Below are 21,011 nucleotides of genomic sequence, written 5' to 3' on the forward strand. Positions count from 1 at the left end.
GATCTCAAACAATCATGTGTTTTGGCGCGCTCACTCTTCGACGAGCGCAATAAACTCGGCGACGTCTTCACGCACCGACGCGGCGGCTTCGCGCCAGAAGTCGGGCTCGGTCAGATCCGCGTCCAGATAACGCTGGCCGATCTCCTCGGCGGTCAGCCGCCCGGTGTCGACGAGCAACTGGTCGACGACGTCGGCGTAGGCCGGCCCATCCTGACGAGCGCGCTCGTAGACGGCCCGCGAGAAAAGATACCCGAACGTGTACGGGAAATTATAGAACGGCAGCCCGGTGATAAAGAAGTGCAGTTTCGAGGCCCAGAAGGTCGGGTCGACCCCGCTGACGCCCTCACCGAAGCCCTTCCCGAAGATGTCGGTGGTCAGCTCGGTGAGCTGATCTTCGTCGAGCTCGCTGTGCTCGCGCACCGCGTGCATCGCCCGCTCGAGCCGAAAGCGCGCCGGAATGTCGAGCAAGAAAGCGACGCCACGCTGCAGACGCTCGTCGAGCAGCCGAAGCTTCTCGGCGCCCTCGGCGCGCTCGAGCGCGGCCGACTCCACGAGCACCTCCGACAGCGTGCTCGCCGTCTCGGCCAGCCCCATGGGCACCTTGCGCTCGAAGGCGCCCAGGTCGCGCATCAGCCAGCCGTGGTAGGCGTGGCCGAGTTCGTGCGCCAGCGTCTGCACGCCGCCGGGCGTGCCGCCGAAGGTCATGAAGATGCGCACCTGGCCCGACACCGGAAAACCGGTGCAAAAGCCACCTTGCGCCTTGCCGGGCCGGTCCTCGGCCTCCACCCACTGGTCGGCGAGCGCCTGCTGGTAAAAGCCGCTCATGCGCTCGGAGAAGTCGGACACCTGATCGACAATGAAGCGCTGGGCTTGCTCGTAGGAGATCTTCTCGTCGCTCGTCTCGCCCACCGGCGCGCTCAGGTCGTACCAGGCGAGTCGGTCGACGCCGAGCAGCTTGGCCTTGGCGTGCATGTAGTCGACGAGGACGTCTTGGAACTCGTCGGCGGCCTCGAACATCGCCTCGACGGTGGCGCGCTCGACCCGGTTGGCCTGCAGCGGCATGGTCAACTCGTCGCCGCCGCGGCGGGTGTAGAGCGTGCGCTCCGAGCCGATGATGGAGTTGAGGATCATCGCCAACTCGGGCGCCTTCTCGCGCCAGGCGACCTGCAGCCCCTCGAAGGCCTTCTTGCGGACGTCGCGCTTGGGATTGCTCAACAGGTTCTTGGCCTGCCCCACCGAGACTTTCTTGGTGCCGGTGCCCTCTTCGTCGGGCACGACCACCTCGATGCGCGCGCTGATGCGGTCGTAGAGCTGGCCCCAGGCGTGCAATCCATCTCGGTTGAGGTCGACGGCCAGCGACTCGAGTTCCGGCGACATCGCCTGCTCGGCGTCGCGGCGGATCTCGCGCAGGTACAGGCTGCAACGCTCGAGGTTCGGATGCTCGACGAGGCTCGCGAAGACCTCGTCGCTCACACCGCGAAAACGCGCCTCGACCTCGACGCGCACCGAGCGAAGCTGCGTCTGGATGCTGTTGAGCCGCATCGGCAGGCGCATCGCCTTCGGCTCGTCGGTGTTGGTGACGGCCACGCAGTTGGCGAAGGCGCCCGCCTCGCGCGCTCGGTCCTGGATGCGCTCGCTCTCCTCGATGAACTGCACCCACTGCTCGAGCGGCTCCCCGCTCAGCTCGTCGAGCTCGGCGAGCGCAGGAAGCTTCTCGACCTGCGCGACCAGCGCGTCAATATCGCCCATCAGCGCGGTGATCGCTTCGTCGAACTCGTCGGAGTCGGCGCCGCCGGGGAAAATCACGTCGAGATCCCAGGAGGGATCGGGGGTCGGGAAGCCTTGGATGTCGTTCTTCATGTGTGGGTGCTCGCTTGCGAGGGTGAGAAGGTGTGCGCCGCGCCAACATACTCACCCCACCGGGCGCTTGCAACGCCTCGGCGTCGATTCACCCACGCCTCAGGCCGAGCGCATTTTGCGAAACCCCATCAAGAACAGGTTGACGACCACCGTCAGCACGATGCTGCCGATGAGCGAGCCCACCAGCGAGATCTCGAAGCCGATGGCCTCCCCGATAAAGTAGAAGATGAGCACAAACAGAACGATCAATCCGATCGATACGCCGATACCACGCATAAGCAACACCTCTGGTTCGGGCAGACTGCGAAAGTGCTCCACCCTGCAGTGCCAAAGCTGCCAACTCGGCCCGAACAATCAAGCCCGGGGCCGTCGAGCCCATCGCGGCCCTACACAGATCCCCCAAACCACCGTATAGTGTGCCGCGCTCGCACACCGAGCTGCACCACGCAGCCCTAACGCCACGCAATCACTACCATTTCCGAGGGTGCGCCGTTGTACCGCATCGTCTTTCTATTTTTCTTCCTGTCGGGATTTACCAGCCTGGTCTTCGAGGTGTTGTGGGAGCGCATGCTCATGCACATCTTCGGGTCGACGAGCTTCGCGCTGAGCACGCTGCTGACCGCGTTCATGGCGGGGCTGGCCCTGGGAAGCTATATCGGCGGGCGCGTGGCCGAGAAGCTCAAGCGCCCCTTGCTGGTCTACGGGCTGCTCGAGGGGAGCATCGGCGCCTATGCGCTGGCGGTGCCCCTTATGCTCGACCTGCTCCCGTCGGTCTACGGGATGATCTTCGATCACTTCATCGAGGATTTCTACGTCTTCAGCCTGCTTCGCTTCGTGGCCGTCTTCGCCATCTTGGTCATCCCCACGACCCTGATGGGCGCCACCCTGCCGATCGTGAGTCAGTGGGTCTCTCGCCACCAGAAGATGTTCCAGGGCGGCATCGGGCTGCTGTACGGCACCAACACCTTCGGCGCGTGCATGGGCACGCTCTTGGCCGGCTTCATCCTGCTGCCGAGCTTCGGGCTCTCGCTGACCAACACGGTATTCGCCTTTTCGAACTTCGCGCTGTGCGCGCTGGTCTTCGTCGCCGCCAAGATGGGCCTGAGTGACCTCAAGCCGGGCGAATTCGTCGACCGCGCCGAAGACGTCGAGGAGCTCGACGAGCTCGAGGGCGCCTCCGAGACGAGCGACAAGATCCCGCACTGGGCCGTCTGGACGGTGTTCGGCCTCTTCGCCCTCGCCGGCGGCATCTCGATGAGCTACCAGGTGCTGTGGACACGCGCCTACGTCATCATCCTGGGCAGCTCGACCTACTCGTTCACCGTCATTCTGACCGCCTTCCTGGTCGGCCTCGCCTCGGGTAGCGCGGCGATTTCGCCCTTCTTGAAACGCATCAAACGCCCGGTCTTCTGGCTGGGGCTGACCCAATTCGGCGTCGCCGCCAGCGCGACCGCCGCGTTCTTCGTGCTCGATCGCCTCCCGGTGTGGCTCTTCGAGCGCTTGCGCGACGATGTCGGCGGGACCACCGAGATCTACGCCTACTACTTCTTCTTGGTCGGCGTGGTCGTCCTCATCCCCACCTTCTTGCAGGGCATGAGCTTCCCGCTGGTCATCCGCACCGCGGTCCACGAGCGCACGAGCTCGGGCAAGCTCGTGGGCACGGCCTACGCGTTCAACACCGCCGGCTCGATCATCGGAAGCTTCGCCGCCGGCTTCATCCTGATGCCCTGGCTCGGCCTGAACACCGCCATCGCGGTCATCATCGCCATCAACCTGTGCGTGGCGGTGAGCCTGGCGGGGCTCGAGTCGTGGCTGAACCCCAAGCGCAATCGCATCATCGCCGTCGCCCTGGCGGCCACCGTGGCGGTGTCAGGCTACGTGTTCGCCCCGCGCATCGACCCCATCGCGCTGACCCGCGGCATGTTCCGCGTCTACTGGGCGCGAGAGCTGTTCACCCCCGAGAAGCTCGCCAAGGACGACCCCGAGCTCGTCTTCTACGAGGATGGCCTCACGGCCACGACCACCGTCGAAAAGCGCGGCGAGCTCGTCACGCTGAAGGCCAACGGCAAGCCCGAGGCCTCCGACGGCGCCGACATGGCCACCCAGGTGCTCGTAGGCCTGATGCCCTTTGTGGTGCGCTCGGGCGACCCGAACCTCGAGATCCGCAACGAAGAGGCCGTCATGGTCGGCTACGGCAGCGGCGTGACCGCCGGCGGAAGCCTGCAGTGGCCGCTGAAGCACCTCGAGGTCATCGAGATCGAGGCGGCGATGTTCGAGGCGTCGAAGTTCTTCGATCACGTCAACCACCGCCCCCTCGAAGATCCGCGCACCAAGGTCATCGAGAGCGACGGCCGCAATTACCTCGAGTACACGAACAAGACCTACGACGTCATCGTCTCCGAGCCGTCGAACCCCTGGATCGCCGGGGTCAGCTCGCTCTTTACCGTCGAGCACTTCGCCCGCGCCAAGCGCCACCTCAAGCCCGGCGGCGTCTTCGCCCAGTGGGTCCAGCTCTACGAGCTTCGCCCCGAGAACGTGCGCCGCGTCTTCGCCACCTTCTTGGAGGTCTTCCCCCACGTGCACGCCTTCAGCTCGATGCCCAAGGGGACCGACCTCATCCTCATCGGCAGCGACGACCCCATCCCGTTGCCCCCCGGCGGCTACGAGCGCGCCTGGGAGATCGACAGCGTGCGCAAAGAGCTGCAGCGCGTGGGCATCCACCACCCCGACGAGCTGTACGGGCTGATGTTCATGAACCAGGCCGAGCTCGAGGAGTTCGCCGAGGGCGCCGAGCTCAACACCGACGACAACGGCCTGCTCGAATTCGAGGCCCCCAAAGACCTCATCCTCTACAAAGAGGGCGAGGAGTTCTTCGCCGACCGCTACTACCGCCGCGACGTCTACGGCGACATCCGCCCCTACCTGACCGAGTGGCCCGACGGGCAGGCCTGGACGCCCGAGCGCGTCGGCAGCCTGGCGCGCGCCGAGTGGCTCGGCAGCAAGAGGGCCTACGCCAAAAAGCTGCTCGAAGACGCCGGATTCGGCACCGTCGCCGACCTGCCCGAGCCGATGGCCCCGCCCTACGATGCGCTCGAAGAGATCCACCTCGTGCTCCACGCCTCCTCGCTCGACATGGACGAGGCGATGGTGCGCACCTGGCCCGTGCCGCAGTCCGACTTCCACAAGATGGCCATCGACACCATCAGCGGCGGCAAGGAGACCCAGGCGATGATGTATCTGGAGAGCCAAGCGACCCCGCCGCGCGGGGGCTACGACGGCGAAAAGGGACTCTTCTACGCCTACCTGCTCACGAAGCGACGCTACTACAAGCACGCCCTCGAGCAGCTCGACGGCCTCGAAGAGGACGGCGACGAAGAGATCGTCGAGAGCCTGCCGTACCGGCTGTTGCGCGGCTTCGTGGAGACGAAGCGCCTGCACATGAACAAGAGCTATCGGGCGTACTTGGAGGCGGGAAAGTCGTTGGTGGAGTAACCATGGGATGGCGAGAGGTACGCCTTGCAGGGTTTCGACGCCTTCCCCCAGCTACGGTCGCGCTACGCGCTCCCTTCGCAAGGGGCTATCAAAAAGGAGATTCCGCCCTTCGGACTCCAGGTGGTGCAGGCCCGGGTTCTAGCAAGGCCTTCGCCACCTGCGACTCCCTGGCAACTCGCGCCGAAAACGACGCCGACTTACGACAACAAATCCGCGTCCCCCGTCGAACACACGATCAGCGTCGTCGGCAACCCCTCCACGAATTGGCTGTACGCCTTGTGGAACCCTTCGGCGCGGTCGCCCGTGGGCGGTTTGAAGCCGAGCATCACCAGGTCGGCGTCGCCCGAGGTCTTTTGGAGCTGCGAGGCGAAGTCGCCGCTTTCGAGCACCAGGTAGTCGGCGTCGAGGCGCGCGGCGTCGAGCAGCTCCTCGAGCTTCGCCTCGGCCTCGGCGGTCGTCTCGCCGTCGTCGAGCATCTTGATGAGCCGGATCCGCGTGCGCGTCCACTCCCAGTTGTGGGTGAGCAGATATGCCAGGATGACCATCAGCGAGCCGTTTCGCTGGCCGCGCCACCAGATGTCGATGCGCTCGGGCTCGTCGGGCAGGCCGTGGTCGACCAGGATCACCTGGCTCAGCCCCAGCTCGTGGGCGACGCGCAACTGGCGGGCGAACTCCTCGTAGTCGCGCGGCCGTCCCGGCCAGCCCGACACGATCATGTTCGGCTTGATGGGGCCGATGGAGTGCGCCTGCAACAACACGCCCAGACCCTCGCGAAACGAGGGGCTGACGACGACTTCGACGTAGGCCTGGATGTTGTTCTGGTCGACGTACTCCTCGATCTCGGCCTGCACCTTGGCGCGCTCTTCGAGCTTTTCGTGCACCCGCCCCTCGATGACGTTGACCAGCGTGGTGATGCCGCGGCCGCGGCCCAGCCAGTTGGCGATCTGGGTGAGCGTGAGCCGCGTCTTGGGGTTGCCCGACAAGACCAGCGCGGTGGGCCGCCAGTTTTTGGGGTGCTGCTCGTAGGTGTCGAGCTTGCTCAGGTTGTTGCGCACCCGCTCGTAATAAAACCCACGGCGCGCGTCGCCAAAGGTGCTCTGGAGCACGCGGCGCGAGATGAAAAAGTAGATCCCGGTGACCAAAAAGAGCGACACGATCGCGGCCATCGGGTTGATCAGAAACGCGGCCACCAAACACCCGATGCCGCCCACGAGCCCCGAGCCCCAGTGGAAGAACTTGAAGCGCGGCCGAAACGACGGGTTGCGGCTAAACTGCTCGATGAACGCCGCGGCGTTGGTCATGCCGTAGGCGAACAAGAAGAACATCGTCAGCACGACCGCCACCGCGTTGAGCGCGCCTCCGCCGCCGCCCGAGCCGGCCACGAGCAACACCACGATGCCCATGCCGAAGCTCAGCCACAGCCCGCGCCGCGGCTCGTCGCCCTGCGGGGTGCCTTTGGCGAAGAAGCCGAGCCCCGGAAAGATGTCGTCGCGGGCGAGCGCCTGCAGGATGCGCGGCGCGCCCAAAAGCGAGCCGATGGCGCTCGACAAGGTCGCCGCGAAGACGCCCGCGATGACCATGAACGCCAGCGGGCCGGCCTGGTTGAGCAGCGAGCCGAACGGGTCGTTGATCAGGTTCTCGCGCAGCGTCGAGCCGCCCGAGACGATGATGTTGAACAGGTAGACCAAAAAGCCCACCCCGATCGCGGCCAGCGTGCCGCGCGGGATCGAGCGCTCGGGCTCCTTGAGGTCGCCCGACATATTCACTCCGGCGTCGATGCCGGTGACCGCCGGGAAGAAGACCGCGAACACCACCCAGAAGCTCGTCCCGTCGGTGTAGGCCGACTCCCAGTTCGCCCGCGCGATCTCCATGTCGAAGTCCATCACTCCGCCCACCAAAAACGAGCCGATGCTCATCACCAAGATCGACAAGACGACGTACTGGGTTTTGATCGCCCAGCTGGCCCCGACGTAGTTGATGATGAACAGCACCGTCAGAGTCCCCAGCCCGATGGGCAAGAAATATGGCAACGCCTCGGGAAAGGTGGTCGTGAGCGCCTCGACGAAGCCTAGGATGTAGAACGGGACCGCCAGGGCCTGCGCGAAGAAGAGCGCCACGCCGATCGCCCCGCCGAACTCCGGGCCGAGCGAGCGCGAAATCAAAAAATACGCCCCGCCGCCCTCGACGGTCGTGTTCGTCGAGATCGCCGAGATCGACAGGCCGGTCAAAAACGTGATCGAGGTCGCGATGACCAGGATCAAGATCGCCGAACCCATGCCCGCCTGCCCGGTCACGAACCCCGAGCGCATGAACATGATCACGCCCAGAATGGTCAGGATTGACGGCGTAAAAACGCCCCCAAACGTGCCGAACTGGTTGGATGTCTTTTCGACTTGGTCAGCCATGGTGTCTCCAAATGGGTGCTACGGACCAAGAATGGCACCCATAGAGTAATCGCGGGTGGTGCGTCAACGCAGAGCGGACGTGCGCACGGTGGCAGACACCATGTGGGCCTCGATGAGAGGTGATTCTCTCACTGAGGAGTCTAGGTATGAGAAACGCCTGCTACATAAGCAATTAAAGACATAGGGGCTGCGAGTCGCGACGTGGTTCCAATTCGCAGGTCGGCAATCTGGAACCTCTCGCAACACGCAGCCCCTATGTAGCAGGCGTGCGATCTCTGAACGGCATACACCAGCTCACGCCCCGACGGGCTCCTCGTCCTCGGTCGGGTTGACGTCGGGGTCGGCGTCAGTCGGAGCGGCGTCGCCGGACCCGTCGATCTGGCGCAGGCGGGTGGCCAGTTGGTCGGCCAGGTCGTCGCGGCCGGCGAGCCGGTAGACGCGGTCGGCCAGGTCGGCGGCCAGATCGAAGACCGCGTCGAAGTTGGCCAGCGCGCGGTCGCGTCTGTTGTAGGCGCTGATGAGCTCTTGGCGCTCGGCCTCTACCTGGGCGATGTGGCCGTCGAGCTCGTCGAGGGCGGGCTGGAGCACGTCGGCGACCGCCTCCGTACGCACGCTGACGCCCAGCGCGTTGGTCGCCTCGGCCGGCTCGGTGCGCATCAGATGCACGGCGTTGCCCACGAATTCGCTCAACTCGCTAGGCGTGCGTGGAGTCTTACCGGCGAGGCCATACACCGACACACGCTCGACGCCGAAGGCCGACTCGATGGAGGGGCGCGTCTGGACAGCGAGGCCGTACAGCTGGTCGACGGCGACGTCGCGTTCCTCACGGGCCGGGTCGTCGTCTTGCATCTCGGCGGTCAGCTCGAGCGCGGCCTCGCGCACGATTTTGGCCTGGCGATCGAGCTCGTCGGCCGTCTGCTCCTTCATGCCGATAAGCAGGTCTACGTACTCGGGAGAGACGCGAGTCTGCAGGTCCGGGCGAACCGAGTCACGGTTCGACAACAACACGTCGCGCAGTAAGCTGCCGCGACGCAAGCGGCTCACGGTCTTCTGGGTGAACTGATTCGTCATCGCTGCTCCTGTGGGTTTCGGTGATGGGTTGTGGTGAAAAATGCACAAACACCACGAGCAGCAGGGTGGGTCGATCGACACGGAGCCGGTGCACGAGGTGCGAGGGCGTCGTCCCGACGCGCTCGTGCCCATGTCCCGAGTGCATGCCCTAGGTCCTGTCGAACTGATGGCCTCCGACCAGGTGATCGCGCACATTTTCGGCCGAGGCATGCCTTTGCACCCGGTGCAAACGCATCCTCCAGCGGAAACGATGCTCTTACACCAGGGCCAAGGCCGTCATCTGAGGGAGACGGCGCATTCGCACCTGAAACATCGCCTCGCCTCGCTCGGCTCGACGCCTGCGCACGTGGCACAGGGCCTTCGTGTCACCAGACCAACGGGATTACACTCCCACCACAATACTGCTCGTAGTTCGCCCAAGATACGCCAAGAGCGTCGTGTGCGTCTAGTGAAGCCTCGGAGACGTAACGCACACGGTCTCTGACACCGTGTCCGCCTGCAACCTGGAACCTCTCGCAACACGCAGCCCCTATGTTTTTAACGCCCGCAGTTCAGGGCGCCTTATATAGCAGGCGTGCGATCTCTGAACGGCGTACACTCCCAAGCTCTGAACGGCGTACACTCCCAAGCTCTGAACGGCGTACACTCCCAAGCGAGAAACTCTCGCATTTACACTCAGTCGACCGCCCGGAACCGCAATAACCAGTGCGCCCCGCCCGGGCCGGCGACATACTCGAGCGCCCCGCCCTGCTTGCGCATCAATTTCTCGGTGATGAACAGCCCGAGTCCGTGGCCGGCCCGGGAGTCGGCGGCGAAGGGGACGAAGAGTTCGGAAGGATCGGCGTCGATGCCGTCGCCGTCGTCCTCGATGTGAACGACGACCTGGTCGACGGGGCCCGAGGTGCCCAGCGGCTCGCGGACACTCTCCAAGCGCACCGAGAGCGTGCTCGCGCTGCTATGACGCACGACGTTGCTGAACAGATTGTCGAGCACGCGCGCGCAAGCCACCTTGTCGCCTCGCACCGCCCAGCGCGCGTCGCCGGGGTCGAACTCCACGCGGACGCCGGCCTCGGCGAGCCGGCCGGCGAAGCGCTCCAGGCTATCGGCGACGGCGGCGTCGAGCGCGATGCGCGCCGAGATGATCTCTTCGGATTGGGTGCGCGCGGCGCGCAGCAGCCCGTCGTATAGCCCACTGAGCCGGCGGGCGTCGGCCAGGGCGCGCTCGAGGGCCTCGCGGTACTCTTCGGGGCTGCGCTCGCGGCGCAGGGTCAACTCGAGCTCGCCCTGCAGCGCGGTCAGTGGGGTGCGCAGTTCGTGGGCGGCCTCGGCGATAAAGCGGTTCTGGACCTGCACCATCCGGTTGAGCCGGCGCACGAGGTCGCGCACCGTGGCCGCCAGGGCGGCGAGTTCGCTCGGGGCGGAGTCGGCGACCGCGAGCTGGCGCTCGAGCTCGGCGTCGTCGAGGTCGGCGGCGCGCTCGGTGATCTGCTCGCAGGTCGCGCTCAGCGCGCCCAGGTCCGTACTCAGCCGCCGCGACACCAGCCACGCGGCCAGCAACACCACGCCCAACAGCACGAGCGCCAACAGCACCACCACCCAGGCGGTCCGATACACCGACGCGTGCACCATCTCGTCGTGCACGCCGGCCACGAAGACCAGCGGCGAACCGTCGGGGCGCCGGGCGACGAACCACGCCGCGCGCAGCCGAGGCTCGGCGAGGGCGTCGGTGTGAAAGAGACGCTGGTCCCCCAGCTTCAACTTGTCGGTGCACCAACTCCGAGGCACCCGTTGGACGGTAATATTGTCGGTCGCGGCCAACACTCGGCAGTCGGCGTCGAAGGCCAGCGCGTACTTGTCGGCGATCTCGCCGCGCAGGGTCGGCAGCGTCACCGACATGTCGTGGACGTGGACGCCGTGCTCGAGCTCGCTGATCACCCCATCGGCCTCGGTCCGCGCGATCTGTAAGAGCAATTGGCCGGTCTGCTGGTGAATCTGGACGTGGAAGGTGTAGAGCAGCCCGGCGGCGAACAAGAGGATGGCCAGCCCCGTGATCCAGGTCACGGTGACCATGACGACACGCTGCATCGACGGACGATCGGCTGATGGGCGCCGGGAGTCACTCATCGTCGTGCTCCTGCTGCTCGTCGAGTTCATCTTGTTTGGTGAATTCATCCTGGGGACGCAACCGATACCCACGCCCGCGCACGGTCTGGATGACCGACTCGGCGTTGTCGGCGAGGTCGTCGGGGTCGAGTTTGTTGCGCAGGTAGCGCACATAAACATCGACGACGTTGGTAGTCGGGTCGTGCGACATCCCCCAGACCCGATCGAGGATGCGCGCCCTTCCGAGCGTCTCGCCGCGGTGCTTGAGGAAGTGATCGAGCAGCTCGAACTCGCGGCCGGTCAGCTCGAAGTCTTCGCCGCCGCGCGACACCGAACGGCTGCGCAAGTCGACCCGGGCGGAGCCGACCTGCACCAGGTGAGGGGCGGTGCCCGTGGTGTGGGCGCGGCGGGTCTGCGCGCGCAGCCGGGCGAGCAACTCCTCGAAGCTGAACGGTTTTTCGATGTAGTCGTCGGCGCCGGAGTCGAGGGCGAGCACCGTGGCGTCGACGCCGGTGCGCGCGGTGAGCATGATCACCGGGGCGCTCATGCCCGCCTCGCGCCAGTGGCGAAGCACGGTCAGCCCGTCGGCGTCGGGCAGCATCCAGTCGAGTAAGACGACGTCGTAGGGCTGGGCCAGGCCCTGCGCCTCGGCGTCGGCGGCCGTCTCGCACAGATCGACCTTGTAGCCCTCCTCGCGCAACCCGCGATAGAGGAACTGCCCGACGCGTTCATCGTCCTCGACTATCAGTACCAGCATCTACGTCTCACGTTTTACTCAGTCTGTTGCTCGCGACCACTGCGCTTGATCAGGCGCGCATACAGCGTCGGGACGACCACCAGCGTCAGCAGCGTGCTGGTGACCAGCCCGCCGATGACCACGGTGGCCAAAGGCCGCTGCACCTCCGCGCCCACGCCCGTTTGCAACGCCATCGGCAAGAAGCCAATTCCGGCGACGAAGGCGGTCATGAGCACCGGCCGGAAGCGCTCCTCGGCGCTCTTGTGGGCGGCCTGGTGCGCATCACCCGTCTCCTTGTGCAGCTCGCGGGTGCGGCTCAAGAGCACGATGCCGTTCATCACCGCGATGCCAAAGAGCGCGATGAGCCCGACGATGGCGCTCATCGAGATGGGCAGGTCGCGCAGCCACAAGATGATGATCCCGCCGCTGGCGGCGACCGGCACGTTCAAGAAGATGAGCAGCGCGATGCGCCAGCTGCGAAACGCTACATACAGCACGCCCAGAATCAGAAACAAGACGATCGGCACCGACACCGCGGTGCGCGAGGCCGCCGCGCGAAGCTGCTCGTATTTGCCGCTCCACTCGACCCAGTAGCCGTCGGGCAAGTCGAGCGCGCCGACTTTCTCCTGAGCCTCTTGGACGAACCCGCCCAGGTCGCGGCCGCGCACGTTCGCCTGGACGATGAACCGGCGGCTGTTGGCCTCACGCTCGATGATCGCCGGCGAGGTGACCTCGCGCACGTCGGCGACCTCGCCCAGCGGAATGGAGCCGCCCTGCGGCAAGGTGATCGGCAGGTCGGTGAGCGGGAAGTCATTGCGGTAGTCGAGCTTGACGACGATGGCGTCGCGGAATTGGCCGCGGCGCACCGTGCCCACCGAGGTGCCGCGCTGGATGCCGGCGACGACGTCCATGACGTCCTCGGCGACGAGTCCGTAGCGTGCGAGCTTGGCCGCGTCGAGATCGACCTCCAGGTTGGGCACACCCTCGATGGCCGGCGGGGTAACGTCGGCCGCCCCGGGCACCTCTTCGAGGGTCGCGGCGATCTGCTCGGAGATATCGATCAGCGTGTCGAGGTCCGGCCCAAAGACCTTGACACCCACGTCGCTCGTGATCCCCTCGAGCATCTCGTTGAAGCGCATCTCGATGGGCTGGGTGAACGTGAGCGCGGCGCCGGGGGCTTCGGTTTCGAGGCGCTTGGAGATCGCGTTGACCAGGCCCTGTTGCGTCTGGGCGGTCACCCACTCGTCGCGAGGGGCGAGCTTGACCAGGATATCGGACTCCTCGAGCCCCATCGGGTCGGTGGCCAGGCCGGGCGCGCCGGTGCGGCTGGCGACGCGTTCGACCTCGGGGAACTCGCCGATGATCTTTTCGATACGCGTGGCCTCTTCGAGCGCCTTATCGGGGCTGATGGACGGCACGCGTGCGGTCTGCACGACGATATCGCCCTCTTGCAGCTGCGGGACGAACTCGATGCCCATATTGATCGCCAGGACCGCGCTGGCCCCGAAGGCGCCCACCGCGGCGAGCACCGGCACCAGGGGCTTGCTCATGGCGTGGTCGAGCACCGGCTCGTACAGCCGACTGAGCTTGTCGGCCAGCCAGGTCTTGTGCTCGCCTTTGGGCTCGATGATCAGCGAGGAGGCCGCGGGCACGTAGGTGTACGAGAGCACCAAGGCGGTCGACAGCGCCAGAAGCACCGTCAGCGCCATCGGGCGGAAGAGCTTCCCCTCCACGCCCCACATCGTCAGGATGGGGATATACACCAAGATCAGAATGCCGACCGCAAAGAGCACGGGCCCGGCGACCGTCTGCGCCTGCTCGACCATGGCCTGGCGGCGCTGCTTTTCGGTCAGCTGCTTGCCCAGATGCAGCGCGACGATGCTCTCGACGACCACGATGGTGCCGTCGACGATCAGGCCGAAGTCGATCGCGCCCAGCGACATCAGGTTGCCCGTATAGCCGAGCGCGTTGAGCCCCAGAAACGCTCCCAGCATCGACAACGGGATCACCGAGGCGACGAGCAGACCGGCGCGGATATCGCCGAGCATCAACAGCAAGACGAGGATCACCAGGACGCCGCCCTCGATGAGCGACTTGGTCACCGTCGACAGGGTGTTGCCCACGAGTTTTTTGCGGTCGTAGACCACGCCGATCTCGACGCCTTCGGGCAAGATCTGTTCGACCTCCTCGATGCGCTCGCGAATCTCGTCGACCACGCTGAGCGCGTCGGCCCCCGACAGGAGTTGGGCGACGGCAAAGAGCGCCTCGCCCTCGGCGTCGGCCGATCCGAGCCCGACGGTCAGTGCGCCGGCGTCCTCGATGGTGGCGATGTCGCGCAGGTAGACCTCGTCGTCTTCGGTGGGCACGGCGATGGCGCCGAGTTCGTCGGGGGTCGCCGGGTTGGCCAGCGCGCGCACCAGCACCTGCTCGGGCCCGCCGATGATCGCGCCGCCGGCGGTCAGCCCCAGGCTGCTGCGAATGGCCGCCTGCACCTCGCCGACGCTCACGTCGTGGGCGGCGAGCTTGTAGGGGTCGAGGCGCACGTGCAGTTGCGGCTCGCCGCCGCCCCAGGCGTTGACCTCGACGATGCCGTCGACGGCCAGCAGCCGGGGCTGGATGTCGCGCTTGAAGATGCGGTCGAGCTCGTATTTGGTGTGCCGATCGCTGCTGACCGTGAACTGGAAGACCTCGCCTAGACCAGTAGCCGGCGGGCCCAACTCGGGCTGGCCGGCGGCCTCGGGGATGGCGTCGCGCGCGCCGTCGAGGCGCTCTTTGACCAGCTGACGAGCGTGCCACAGGTCGGTGCCGTCTTCGAAGACCACCGCGATCGACGAGATGCCCGTGCGCGACAGGCTACGCAGTTCGGTGACCCCGGGCACACCGCTGAGCTCGCGCTCGATGGGCAAGGTCACCAGAAGCTCGGTCTCTTCGCTGGCCATCCCCGGCGAGGCGGTGACAACCTGGACCTGCACGTTGGTCAGGTCGGGGAACGCGTCGAAGGTCACGAAGCGCAGCGAGAAGATGCCCAGCGCGGCAAACGCCAACACGCCGATGAGCACGAACATGCGGTGCTGGACGCTCTTTTCGATCGTTTTTTCGAGAAGCCACATACTGATTTCCTATCCGGCAGTGTTCCGGGCAGCTATTGGAGCGCAAGTTGGCTCTTGAGCAGGAAGGTGCCGCGCGAGACGACTGGCGTGCCGGCCTCGAGCTCTTTGGAGAAGACGAGCAGCCCGTCGCCGAATTGGCCGCGCTTGTCGACGGCCACCGGCTTTGGAAGGCCCTCCGAGGCTTTGACGAACACATGGGGCTCGCCCTGCAGCTCGGTGACCGCCAACCGGGGCACCAGCACGACGCCTTCGGGCGCCGGGATGTTGAGGGTGGCCAGCCCCGAGGCGCCGACCATCAACGAGGTGTCGCCCTTGCCTCGAAAGTCGCCCTTGCCTCGAAAAAAGTGCGACTGGGTGCGCGAGCTGGAGTCGAGCGCGGCTTCGCGGCGCACCAACGTCAGCTCGACGGGGGCCGCGCCCGGCGCGGCGGAGTCGGGCTCCCACTGCAGCGAGTAGGTCCCCTCGGTGCGAGCGAGCAGCCGCTCGGGCACCTCCACGCGCAGCTCGGCGCGCGACATGTCGAGGAGTTCGATGCACGGCGACTCGGCGCCGTACAGCCCGCCGGGCTTACACGAGATGTCGCACACGCGGCCGTCCATGGGGGCGACCCAGCTCCAGCCGTTGCCCGACTCGGAGCGAAGCTGCTTGTTTTTGCGCACACGGAGCTGACGGCGCACCGAGTTGAGCTGAGCGCGCGCCTCGGCGGCGGCGAGCTCGGCCTCCTGGACCGCGCGCATGGCGACCACACCCGCCTCGAGGTCCTCGCGGCGCTGCTCGACGTATTTCTCACGCTCGCGAACCACCCGCGCCAACTCGGCGGCAGTCGCCTCCAGGTCTCCCAGCTCGGGGCTGACCAGCGTGGCCAGGGCGTCGCCGGTAGCCACGCGCTCCCCGGGAGCGACGTGCCACTCGACGAGCCGCGCGCGCACCGACGGGCCGAAGCGATAGGAGTTGTGCTCGGCCATCACGACTTCGCCGGGCAGCCGGGCGAGCGTCGCCTCGTCGGCTGGCTCGGCGGCGCTGTAGTCGAGTCGTTGGGCGATGGTCTGCTCGGCGGAGGTATCGGGAGCGGCCTGGGCGTTTACCTCGACCGCGTCGCATCCGGCCGCGCCAGCCGCCAGAGAGGCGACGAACGAGCCGGCGATGAGCATCTTCGTTGGTTTCATGGGAAAGCCTCAGCGATCTTGGTCGTCGGCGAGCCAGCGCTGCATGGCCTCGGCTCGCATGTGATTGGTCTGGATCTGTGCGCGCAGCATCAACAGCTTGTGATAGGCCTCGTGCAGGTCGCGCCGGGCGCGAATGACCCGGTCGACCGACACGCGCCCGCGGTCGACGGCGGCGTCGAGCATCTTCTGGCGCTTTTCGAGGGGGGCGAGGTAGTCGTCGTTCAGGCTCTCGAAGGTCGAGACGGCCGCGGAGTAGCGATCGGCGCGCGCGGCGAGGCCGGCGCGTAATTGCTCCAACTGCCAGTCGCTCTCGGCGCGCGCGGCGATGGCGGCGGCCTGGAGTTCGTCGGCCTCGGGCGCGGCGGGATTGCCCAGCGGGATGCTCAGGCCGATGACACCCTGCGCCCAATACTCGTCGAAGCCCACGCTGCGCATCCCGGCGCCGACGGACAGCTCCCACGGGGCCTGCGCCCGGGCCGCCTCGGCCCCGGCGAGGGCGCTCTTTTGGCGAGCTTGGAGTGCTTTGACCGAGGGAAATTGGTCGACCTTGGAGGCGAGCGCCTTCCAGGGGTTGGAGGCGGCGACGTTCTTGGAGGGCTTGTGCTCGACTTCGACCGAAGCCAGCTCGCACCGGCCGCCGAGCAGGCGCGCGAGCTCGGCGCTGGCTGCGTTGGCGCGCTGGCGCGCCTCGAGACGCTCGGCGCGAATGCGCGCCAGCTCGGCCTCCATGTCGGCGACGTCGATGGCCGCGATCTGCTGCTTTTCGAGCGCGTCGCGCAGCGGGTCGAGATCGGCGGAGGCCTCGTCGACATAGGCGTCGAGGTGCGCCGCCTCGAGCGCGTAAGTCCACCAGTCGAGATACGCCGACTGCACCGCAAAGACGTACTCCCAGCGGTGCTGCTCGACCTGGGCCCTCGCCTCGTCGCCCAACGCGGCGTACTGCTCGCGTCGAAGCTCGGCCAACCGGCCCAGCTCGACCGTCAAGGCGACGTCGGCGGTATACTCGTTGAGCTCGGAGGCCCCGGACGTCGAAAACTCCGGCACCACGTTGATATCGAGGCTTCGCACCCGGCCGGGCACCGATTGGCGCGCCTGCGCCATGCCCTCGACCAGCGCCTTATGCGCTCGTTGAGGTCCCGCCTCGTACACTCGATTGGCCACCTGGGACACGTTGCCCGGCTGCAGCGCCGTGTCGGCCGGGCACTCGGCCGACGCATTTGCCGAGGCAAACGTCAGCCACGCCAGGACCGCCAACGACCACGTCCATTTGCGCATAGGTTCTTCTCCATCTCGATTCTACGACAGCGGCGTCCAACACCGCTGTGTCGACATGAACGAACCTATAGGCGCCCCCTGCCCGGCGTCTTGAGCGCGTAGATTAAAGTTCTCTCATCTATTCGCGCACGGCCTTGCAAATCGCGGGCGCAATCGACCTTCCCCTCCCGCCCGGTCTTTCCTATGATGGTCGGGCGACCTACTTCCACCAACTACCTTCCGCCACGCACGAGGGCTGTCGATGAGCGCCAAGACCCAGCGACGCGAACCGCGCATCGAGATTTCGATCCCGGTCACCCTGCAGCTTCCCGACGGGGAGCTCGACTACACCATCAGCAACGCGTCGTATCGCGGGGTGTTCATCTCGTGTCCCGAGCCGTTGCCGCTGCGCAAACTGGTGCGCTTTCAGACCCAACTCGACGTCAACGACGAGCCGCTGCAGATGCTCGGCCTGGTCGCCCATACGGTCAACCCGACCGAAGCGCGCGAGAACGGCGAAACGCCGGGCATGGGCATCCAGCTCTTCTCGGTGGGCAAGGAGACGCGCGAGCGCTGGCGCGATTATCTGACCGCGCAGTACGAAAAGGATCCGGAAGCGCGCGACAAAGTGCGCGCCCTCGACGTCGGCAAGGTCACCGTGCACATGCGCACCATGGACCAGCTGCGCACGTTCGCCGGGCGCGACCTCGAGCAGGGCAGCATCTTCGTGCGCACCTCCGAGTTGAGCCCCATCGACTCGACGGTCATCTGCGAGATCGTCCACCCCGAGCGCGACGACGCCTTCGGCCTCGAGGCGCGCGTGGTCGACGTCAAAGAGACGCCGCGGCGCGAGCGCGGCATGCGCCTGGAGTTCTTGGCGCTCGACGAGGAACAACGCCAGCAGTTTGCGGCGTTTATTGGGGAGTAGTGGGTTTTCGGTGCCCCCTCCGCCTCGCGCTGTACGGCGCGCGAGGCACCTCCCCCACGGGGAGGAGCGCAAAGCCGGGCAATCTCTCAAGCCAAGACGGAGCCTCACCTTGACCGCTGAAGCCAAGCGTCCGTTTCCCGACCTTCCCGAAGACATCCAGACCATCCACATCATCGGCATCTGTGGCACGGCCATGGGTAGCCTGGCGGCCATGCTCAAAGAGAGCGGGTACACGGTGCGCGGCAGCGACGCCGGCGCTTACCCGCCCATGAGCACCTGGCTTGCCGAGCGTGGCATCGAGATCATGCAGGGCTACGACGCCTCCAATCTCGACTGGGACCCGGACCTGGTGATCGTGGGCAACGTGTGTCGCGCCGAGTACGCCGACGCCGCCGAGATGCGCCGGCGCGGCCTGCCGCACCTGAGCCTGCCCGAGACGCTCAAGCACTTCTTCTTTCGCGACAAGCGCACGCTCGTGGTCACCGGCACCCACGGCAAGACGACCACCAGCAGCATGCTCGCCTGGATCATGGCCCACGCCGGGCGCGACCCGGGCTTCATGATCGGCGGCATCACCGGCAACTTCGGGTCGAATTACCGGCTGGGCGACGGCGAGATCTTCGTGCTCGAAGGCGACGAGTACGACACCGCCTACTTCGACAAGGTCCCCAAGTTCTGGCACTACGACCCGTTCCGGGCCACGATCAACAACCTCGAATTCGACCACGCCGATATCTACGAGGATATCGACGAGATCGAGTGGGTCTTCGAGCGCATGGTCGACATGATTCCCGAGGAGGGGAGCCTGTGGGTCAACGGCGACGACCCGCGCGCGATGACGGTCTCCGAGGGGAGCAAGGCGCCCAGGCGCACCTTCGGGCTCGGCGAAGACAACGACCTGTTCGCCCGCGACATCGAGTACGGCTCGCCGACGACCGCCGAGGTCGTCTACCACGGCGAATCGCTCGGCCACTTCGCGCTGCCGTGCGTCGGCGAGTTCAACGTGCGCAATATGCTCGGCGCGACCGGCATCGCGCTCGACGAGGGGGTCGACCTCGACGTCATCAAGGAGGCGCTGTCGACCTTCGCGTCGGTCAAAAAGCGCCAGGAGTTCATCGGCGAGGTCAACGATATTCGCGTCATCGACGACTTCGCCCACCACCCCACCGCCGTGCGATCGACGGTCGAAGCGCTTCGCAGCCGCTATCCCGACCGTCGCCTGTGGGCGATCTTCGAGGCAAAGAGCAACACCTCTCGCCGCAAGGTCTTCCAGAACGACTACCCGCCGGCGTTCGCCAAAGCCGACTTCGTCGTCCTGTCTAAGCCGTTCCAGAAGAAGGACAACCTCGCCCCGGAGGAGCGCATCGACATCGACCAGATGGCCGAGACGATTCGCGATCTCGGCCCCGAGACCACGCTCATCCCCGAGGTCGACGACATCGTCGACTACGTCGTCGAGCGCGCCGAGCCGGGTGATATCATCGCCGGACTTTCAGGCTCGGCCTTCGGCGGGCTGCATCAGAAATTGGTCGACGCGCTCGAAAAAAAGTGGAGCGACGCATAGGCCCATGAACACTGGCCGAGCCGGCGATCTCGACGGCTCGGCTCGCCCACCTTTTTTGCCTCTCCACGCAACAAATCGCCAGATTTTCCGATAACCGTAATGAGGGCTCCGGTGAGTCTTCATCCACAAACGGTGACGGAGGATCGTGCGATGCAGCCAACACATATCCAACCCATAAGGGCGCTCTTCGCCGGCGCCCTGCTCTGCCTCGCCCCCGTGGCGGCGACGGCGCTCGACGACCCGTGTGAGCGCCGCGACGAGCGCGCCAACTCCGCCGAAGACGCGTCGCTTCGCACCAAGGCGTCGCGGTTTGCGCCGCGCGTGGCCGTTCGGATCTGGTTTCAGACCCAGGACGACCGCAGGGACGCCGCTCGGGCGTGGCCGAACGCGGTGACCGCCGCGCCTGTCCCTGCCCCTGCGCCCGCCCCGGACCCCGCGCCACTGTACCGCGACGCCGACCGGGTCCAGCCGTTCGGCTGGCAGGTCGGCGTACGGTGGAATTTAGTCGAGATGGCCGAGGCGACCGACCTGTTGGAGCCGAATATCCCGGAGCTCACGCCCACCGAGTGCCTGCGCCGAATTGAAATCGATGACTTTGCCGGAGAAGAAGAATGAAACTCATTTCGAGAGACTTCGGAGGCAGCGCTTTGAGCGCTGGAGCAGACCTAGAAGGTCTGCCTCCAATATTCGCCCTTCTCGCGTTGGTGCTCCTCGCGTGGCCCACTAATGCTGCCGGACAAGCCACGCCGAAGGCGGTCGCGTCTCAACTCGCGAGTGAGCCGTCGGTCGCTCAGACCCGAAGCGCCGCCCTGCGCGCCAACGGTTATAGCCGAGGCGATCTCGACGAGTGGTCGTCGCGAGCCCGCTGGTCGCACCTGCTTCCCGACGTCGAGGGCGAGGTCGCCTGGCTCGACCAGCGCGACAAAGAGGCGCGATACCGCGAGGACCTCGAGACTGCCGAGACGGGTGCGATGTACCGCGACAGCGCGCGCAACGACTTCGTCGACGACACGCGCCTGCGCACCATCTACGCCGTCGAGCTCGAGTGGGACCTGTCGGGGCTCATCTACGACAAGAGCGAGCCGACGATCGCCCGTGAGGTGCGAAGGCGGCGCGACGCACGGCGCGAGCTGCTCGTCGAGGTGGGCGAGGCCTACTACCTGCGCCGACGCTACCTCACCGAGCTGATTCTGACGCCGACGACCGAATGGAAGAAGCGCATCGAGCTTCGCCTGGAAGCCGACCGCCAGACCGCCCGGCTCGACGCGCTGACCGGCGGATGGTTCTCGCGCGCGCTCTCCAAGGCGCGACAGGAGGACTGA

General features: G+C 66.2%; 14 protein-coding genes. 5 read left to right on the forward strand and 9 right to left on the reverse strand.

Annotated features, from left to right (window positions below):
• Window positions 1–30 precede the first annotated feature (30 nt).
• A complete protein-coding gene (locus tag FIV42_RS03105; protein WP_141196256.1) occupies window positions 31–1,860 on the reverse strand; it encodes a M3 family oligoendopeptidase in 1,830 nt (609 codons plus the stop codon).
• A gap of 99 nt (window positions 1,861–1,959) precedes the next feature.
• The gene (locus tag FIV42_RS29960; RefSeq protein WP_168210353.1) at window positions 1,960–2,136 is read right to left on the reverse strand and encodes a hypothetical protein; all 177 of its coding nucleotides are present in this window, start codon (window positions 2,134–2,136) and stop codon (window positions 1,960–1,962) included.
• A 216-nt stretch (window positions 2,137–2,352) separates the two neighbouring features.
• Between FIV42_RS29960 and FIV42_RS03110 the strand changes: the two genes are divergently transcribed.
• Entirely contained in the window at window positions 2,353–5,352 is a 3,000-nt protein-coding gene (locus FIV42_RS03110; protein ID WP_141196257.1) for a fused MFS/spermidine synthase, read from the forward strand.
• Between the two features lie 197 nt (window positions 5,353–5,549).
• Here FIV42_RS03110 and FIV42_RS03115 read toward each other — a convergent pair whose 3' ends face one another.
• The 7 genes from FIV42_RS03115 to FIV42_RS03145 all read right to left on the reverse strand — a co-directional run bounded on the left by FIV42_RS03115 (window position 5,550) and on the right by FIV42_RS03145 (window position 17,218).
• The gene (locus tag FIV42_RS03115) at window positions 5,550–7,757 is read right to left on the reverse strand and encodes an amino acid permease (RefSeq protein WP_141196258.1); all 2,208 of its coding nucleotides are present in this window, start codon (window positions 7,755–7,757) and stop codon (window positions 5,550–5,552) included.
• Window positions 7,758–8,051: 294 nt separating this feature from the next.
• Window positions 8,052–8,828 carry a hypothetical protein gene (locus FIV42_RS03120; protein ID WP_141196259.1) on the reverse strand — a complete coding sequence of 259 codons (777 nt, stop codon included), beginning with the start codon at window positions 8,826–8,828 and terminating at the stop codon, window positions 8,052–8,054.
• Between the two features lie 675 nt (window positions 8,829–9,503).
• Entirely contained in the window at window positions 9,504–10,952 is a 1,449-nt protein-coding gene (locus tag FIV42_RS03125; RefSeq protein ID WP_168210354.1) for a sensor histidine kinase, read from the reverse strand.
• Window positions 10,945–11,688, reverse strand: a complete 744-nt coding sequence (locus FIV42_RS03130; protein WP_141196261.1) for a response regulator transcription factor — start codon at window positions 11,686–11,688, stop codon at window positions 10,945–10,947. Before FIV42_RS03130 ends, FIV42_RS03125 begins: the two co-directional genes overlap by 8 nt.
• 14 nt (window positions 11,689–11,702) lie before the next feature.
• Window positions 11,703–14,777: an efflux RND transporter permease subunit gene (locus tag FIV42_RS03135; RefSeq protein WP_141196262.1), complete on the reverse strand. Its 3,075-nt coding sequence runs from the start codon at window positions 14,775–14,777 to the stop codon at window positions 11,703–11,705.
• Between the two features lie 32 nt (window positions 14,778–14,809).
• Window positions 14,810–15,943, reverse strand: coding sequence for an efflux RND transporter periplasmic adaptor subunit (locus FIV42_RS03140; RefSeq protein ID WP_141196263.1), 1,134 nt, complete (start codon window positions 15,941–15,943; stop codon window positions 14,810–14,812).
• A gap of 9 nt (window positions 15,944–15,952) precedes the next feature.
• The gene (locus tag FIV42_RS03145; RefSeq protein ID WP_141196264.1) at window positions 15,953–17,218 is read right to left on the reverse strand and encodes a TolC family protein; all 1,266 of its coding nucleotides are present in this window, start codon (window positions 17,216–17,218) and stop codon (window positions 15,953–15,955) included.
• A gap of 241 nt (window positions 17,219–17,459) precedes the next feature.
• Here FIV42_RS03145 and FIV42_RS03150 point away from each other — a divergent pair, with 241 nt between their 5' ends.
• The 4 genes from FIV42_RS03150 to FIV42_RS03165 all read left to right on the forward strand — a co-directional run bounded on the left by FIV42_RS03150 (window position 17,460) and on the right by FIV42_RS03165 (window position 21,011).
• The gene (locus FIV42_RS03150) at window positions 17,460–18,125 is read left to right on the forward strand and encodes a PilZ domain-containing protein (protein ID WP_141196265.1); all 666 of its coding nucleotides are present in this window, start codon (window positions 17,460–17,462) and stop codon (window positions 18,123–18,125) included.
• A gap of 109 nt (window positions 18,126–18,234) precedes the next feature.
• Window positions 18,235–19,689, forward strand: coding sequence for a UDP-N-acetylmuramate:L-alanyl-gamma-D-glutamyl-meso-diaminopimelate ligase (gene mpl, locus FIV42_RS03155; protein WP_141196266.1), 1,455 nt, complete (start codon window positions 18,235–18,237; stop codon window positions 19,687–19,689).
• 150 nt (window positions 19,690–19,839) lie between these two features.
• The gene (locus FIV42_RS03160) at window positions 19,840–20,304 is read left to right on the forward strand and encodes a hypothetical protein (RefSeq protein WP_141196267.1); all 465 of its coding nucleotides are present in this window, start codon (window positions 19,840–19,842) and stop codon (window positions 20,302–20,304) included.
• Window positions 20,301–21,011: a hypothetical protein gene (locus tag FIV42_RS03165; RefSeq protein ID WP_141196268.1), complete on the forward strand. Its 711-nt coding sequence runs from the start codon at window positions 20,301–20,303 to the stop codon at window positions 21,009–21,011. The genes FIV42_RS03160 and FIV42_RS03165 overlap by 4 nt, the downstream gene beginning before the upstream one ends.

The sequence above is a fragment of the Persicimonas caeni genome (genome assembly GCF_006517175.1).
Taxonomy (GTDB): domain Bacteria; phylum Myxococcota_A; class Bradymonadia; order Bradymonadales; family Bradymonadaceae; genus Persicimonas; species Persicimonas caeni.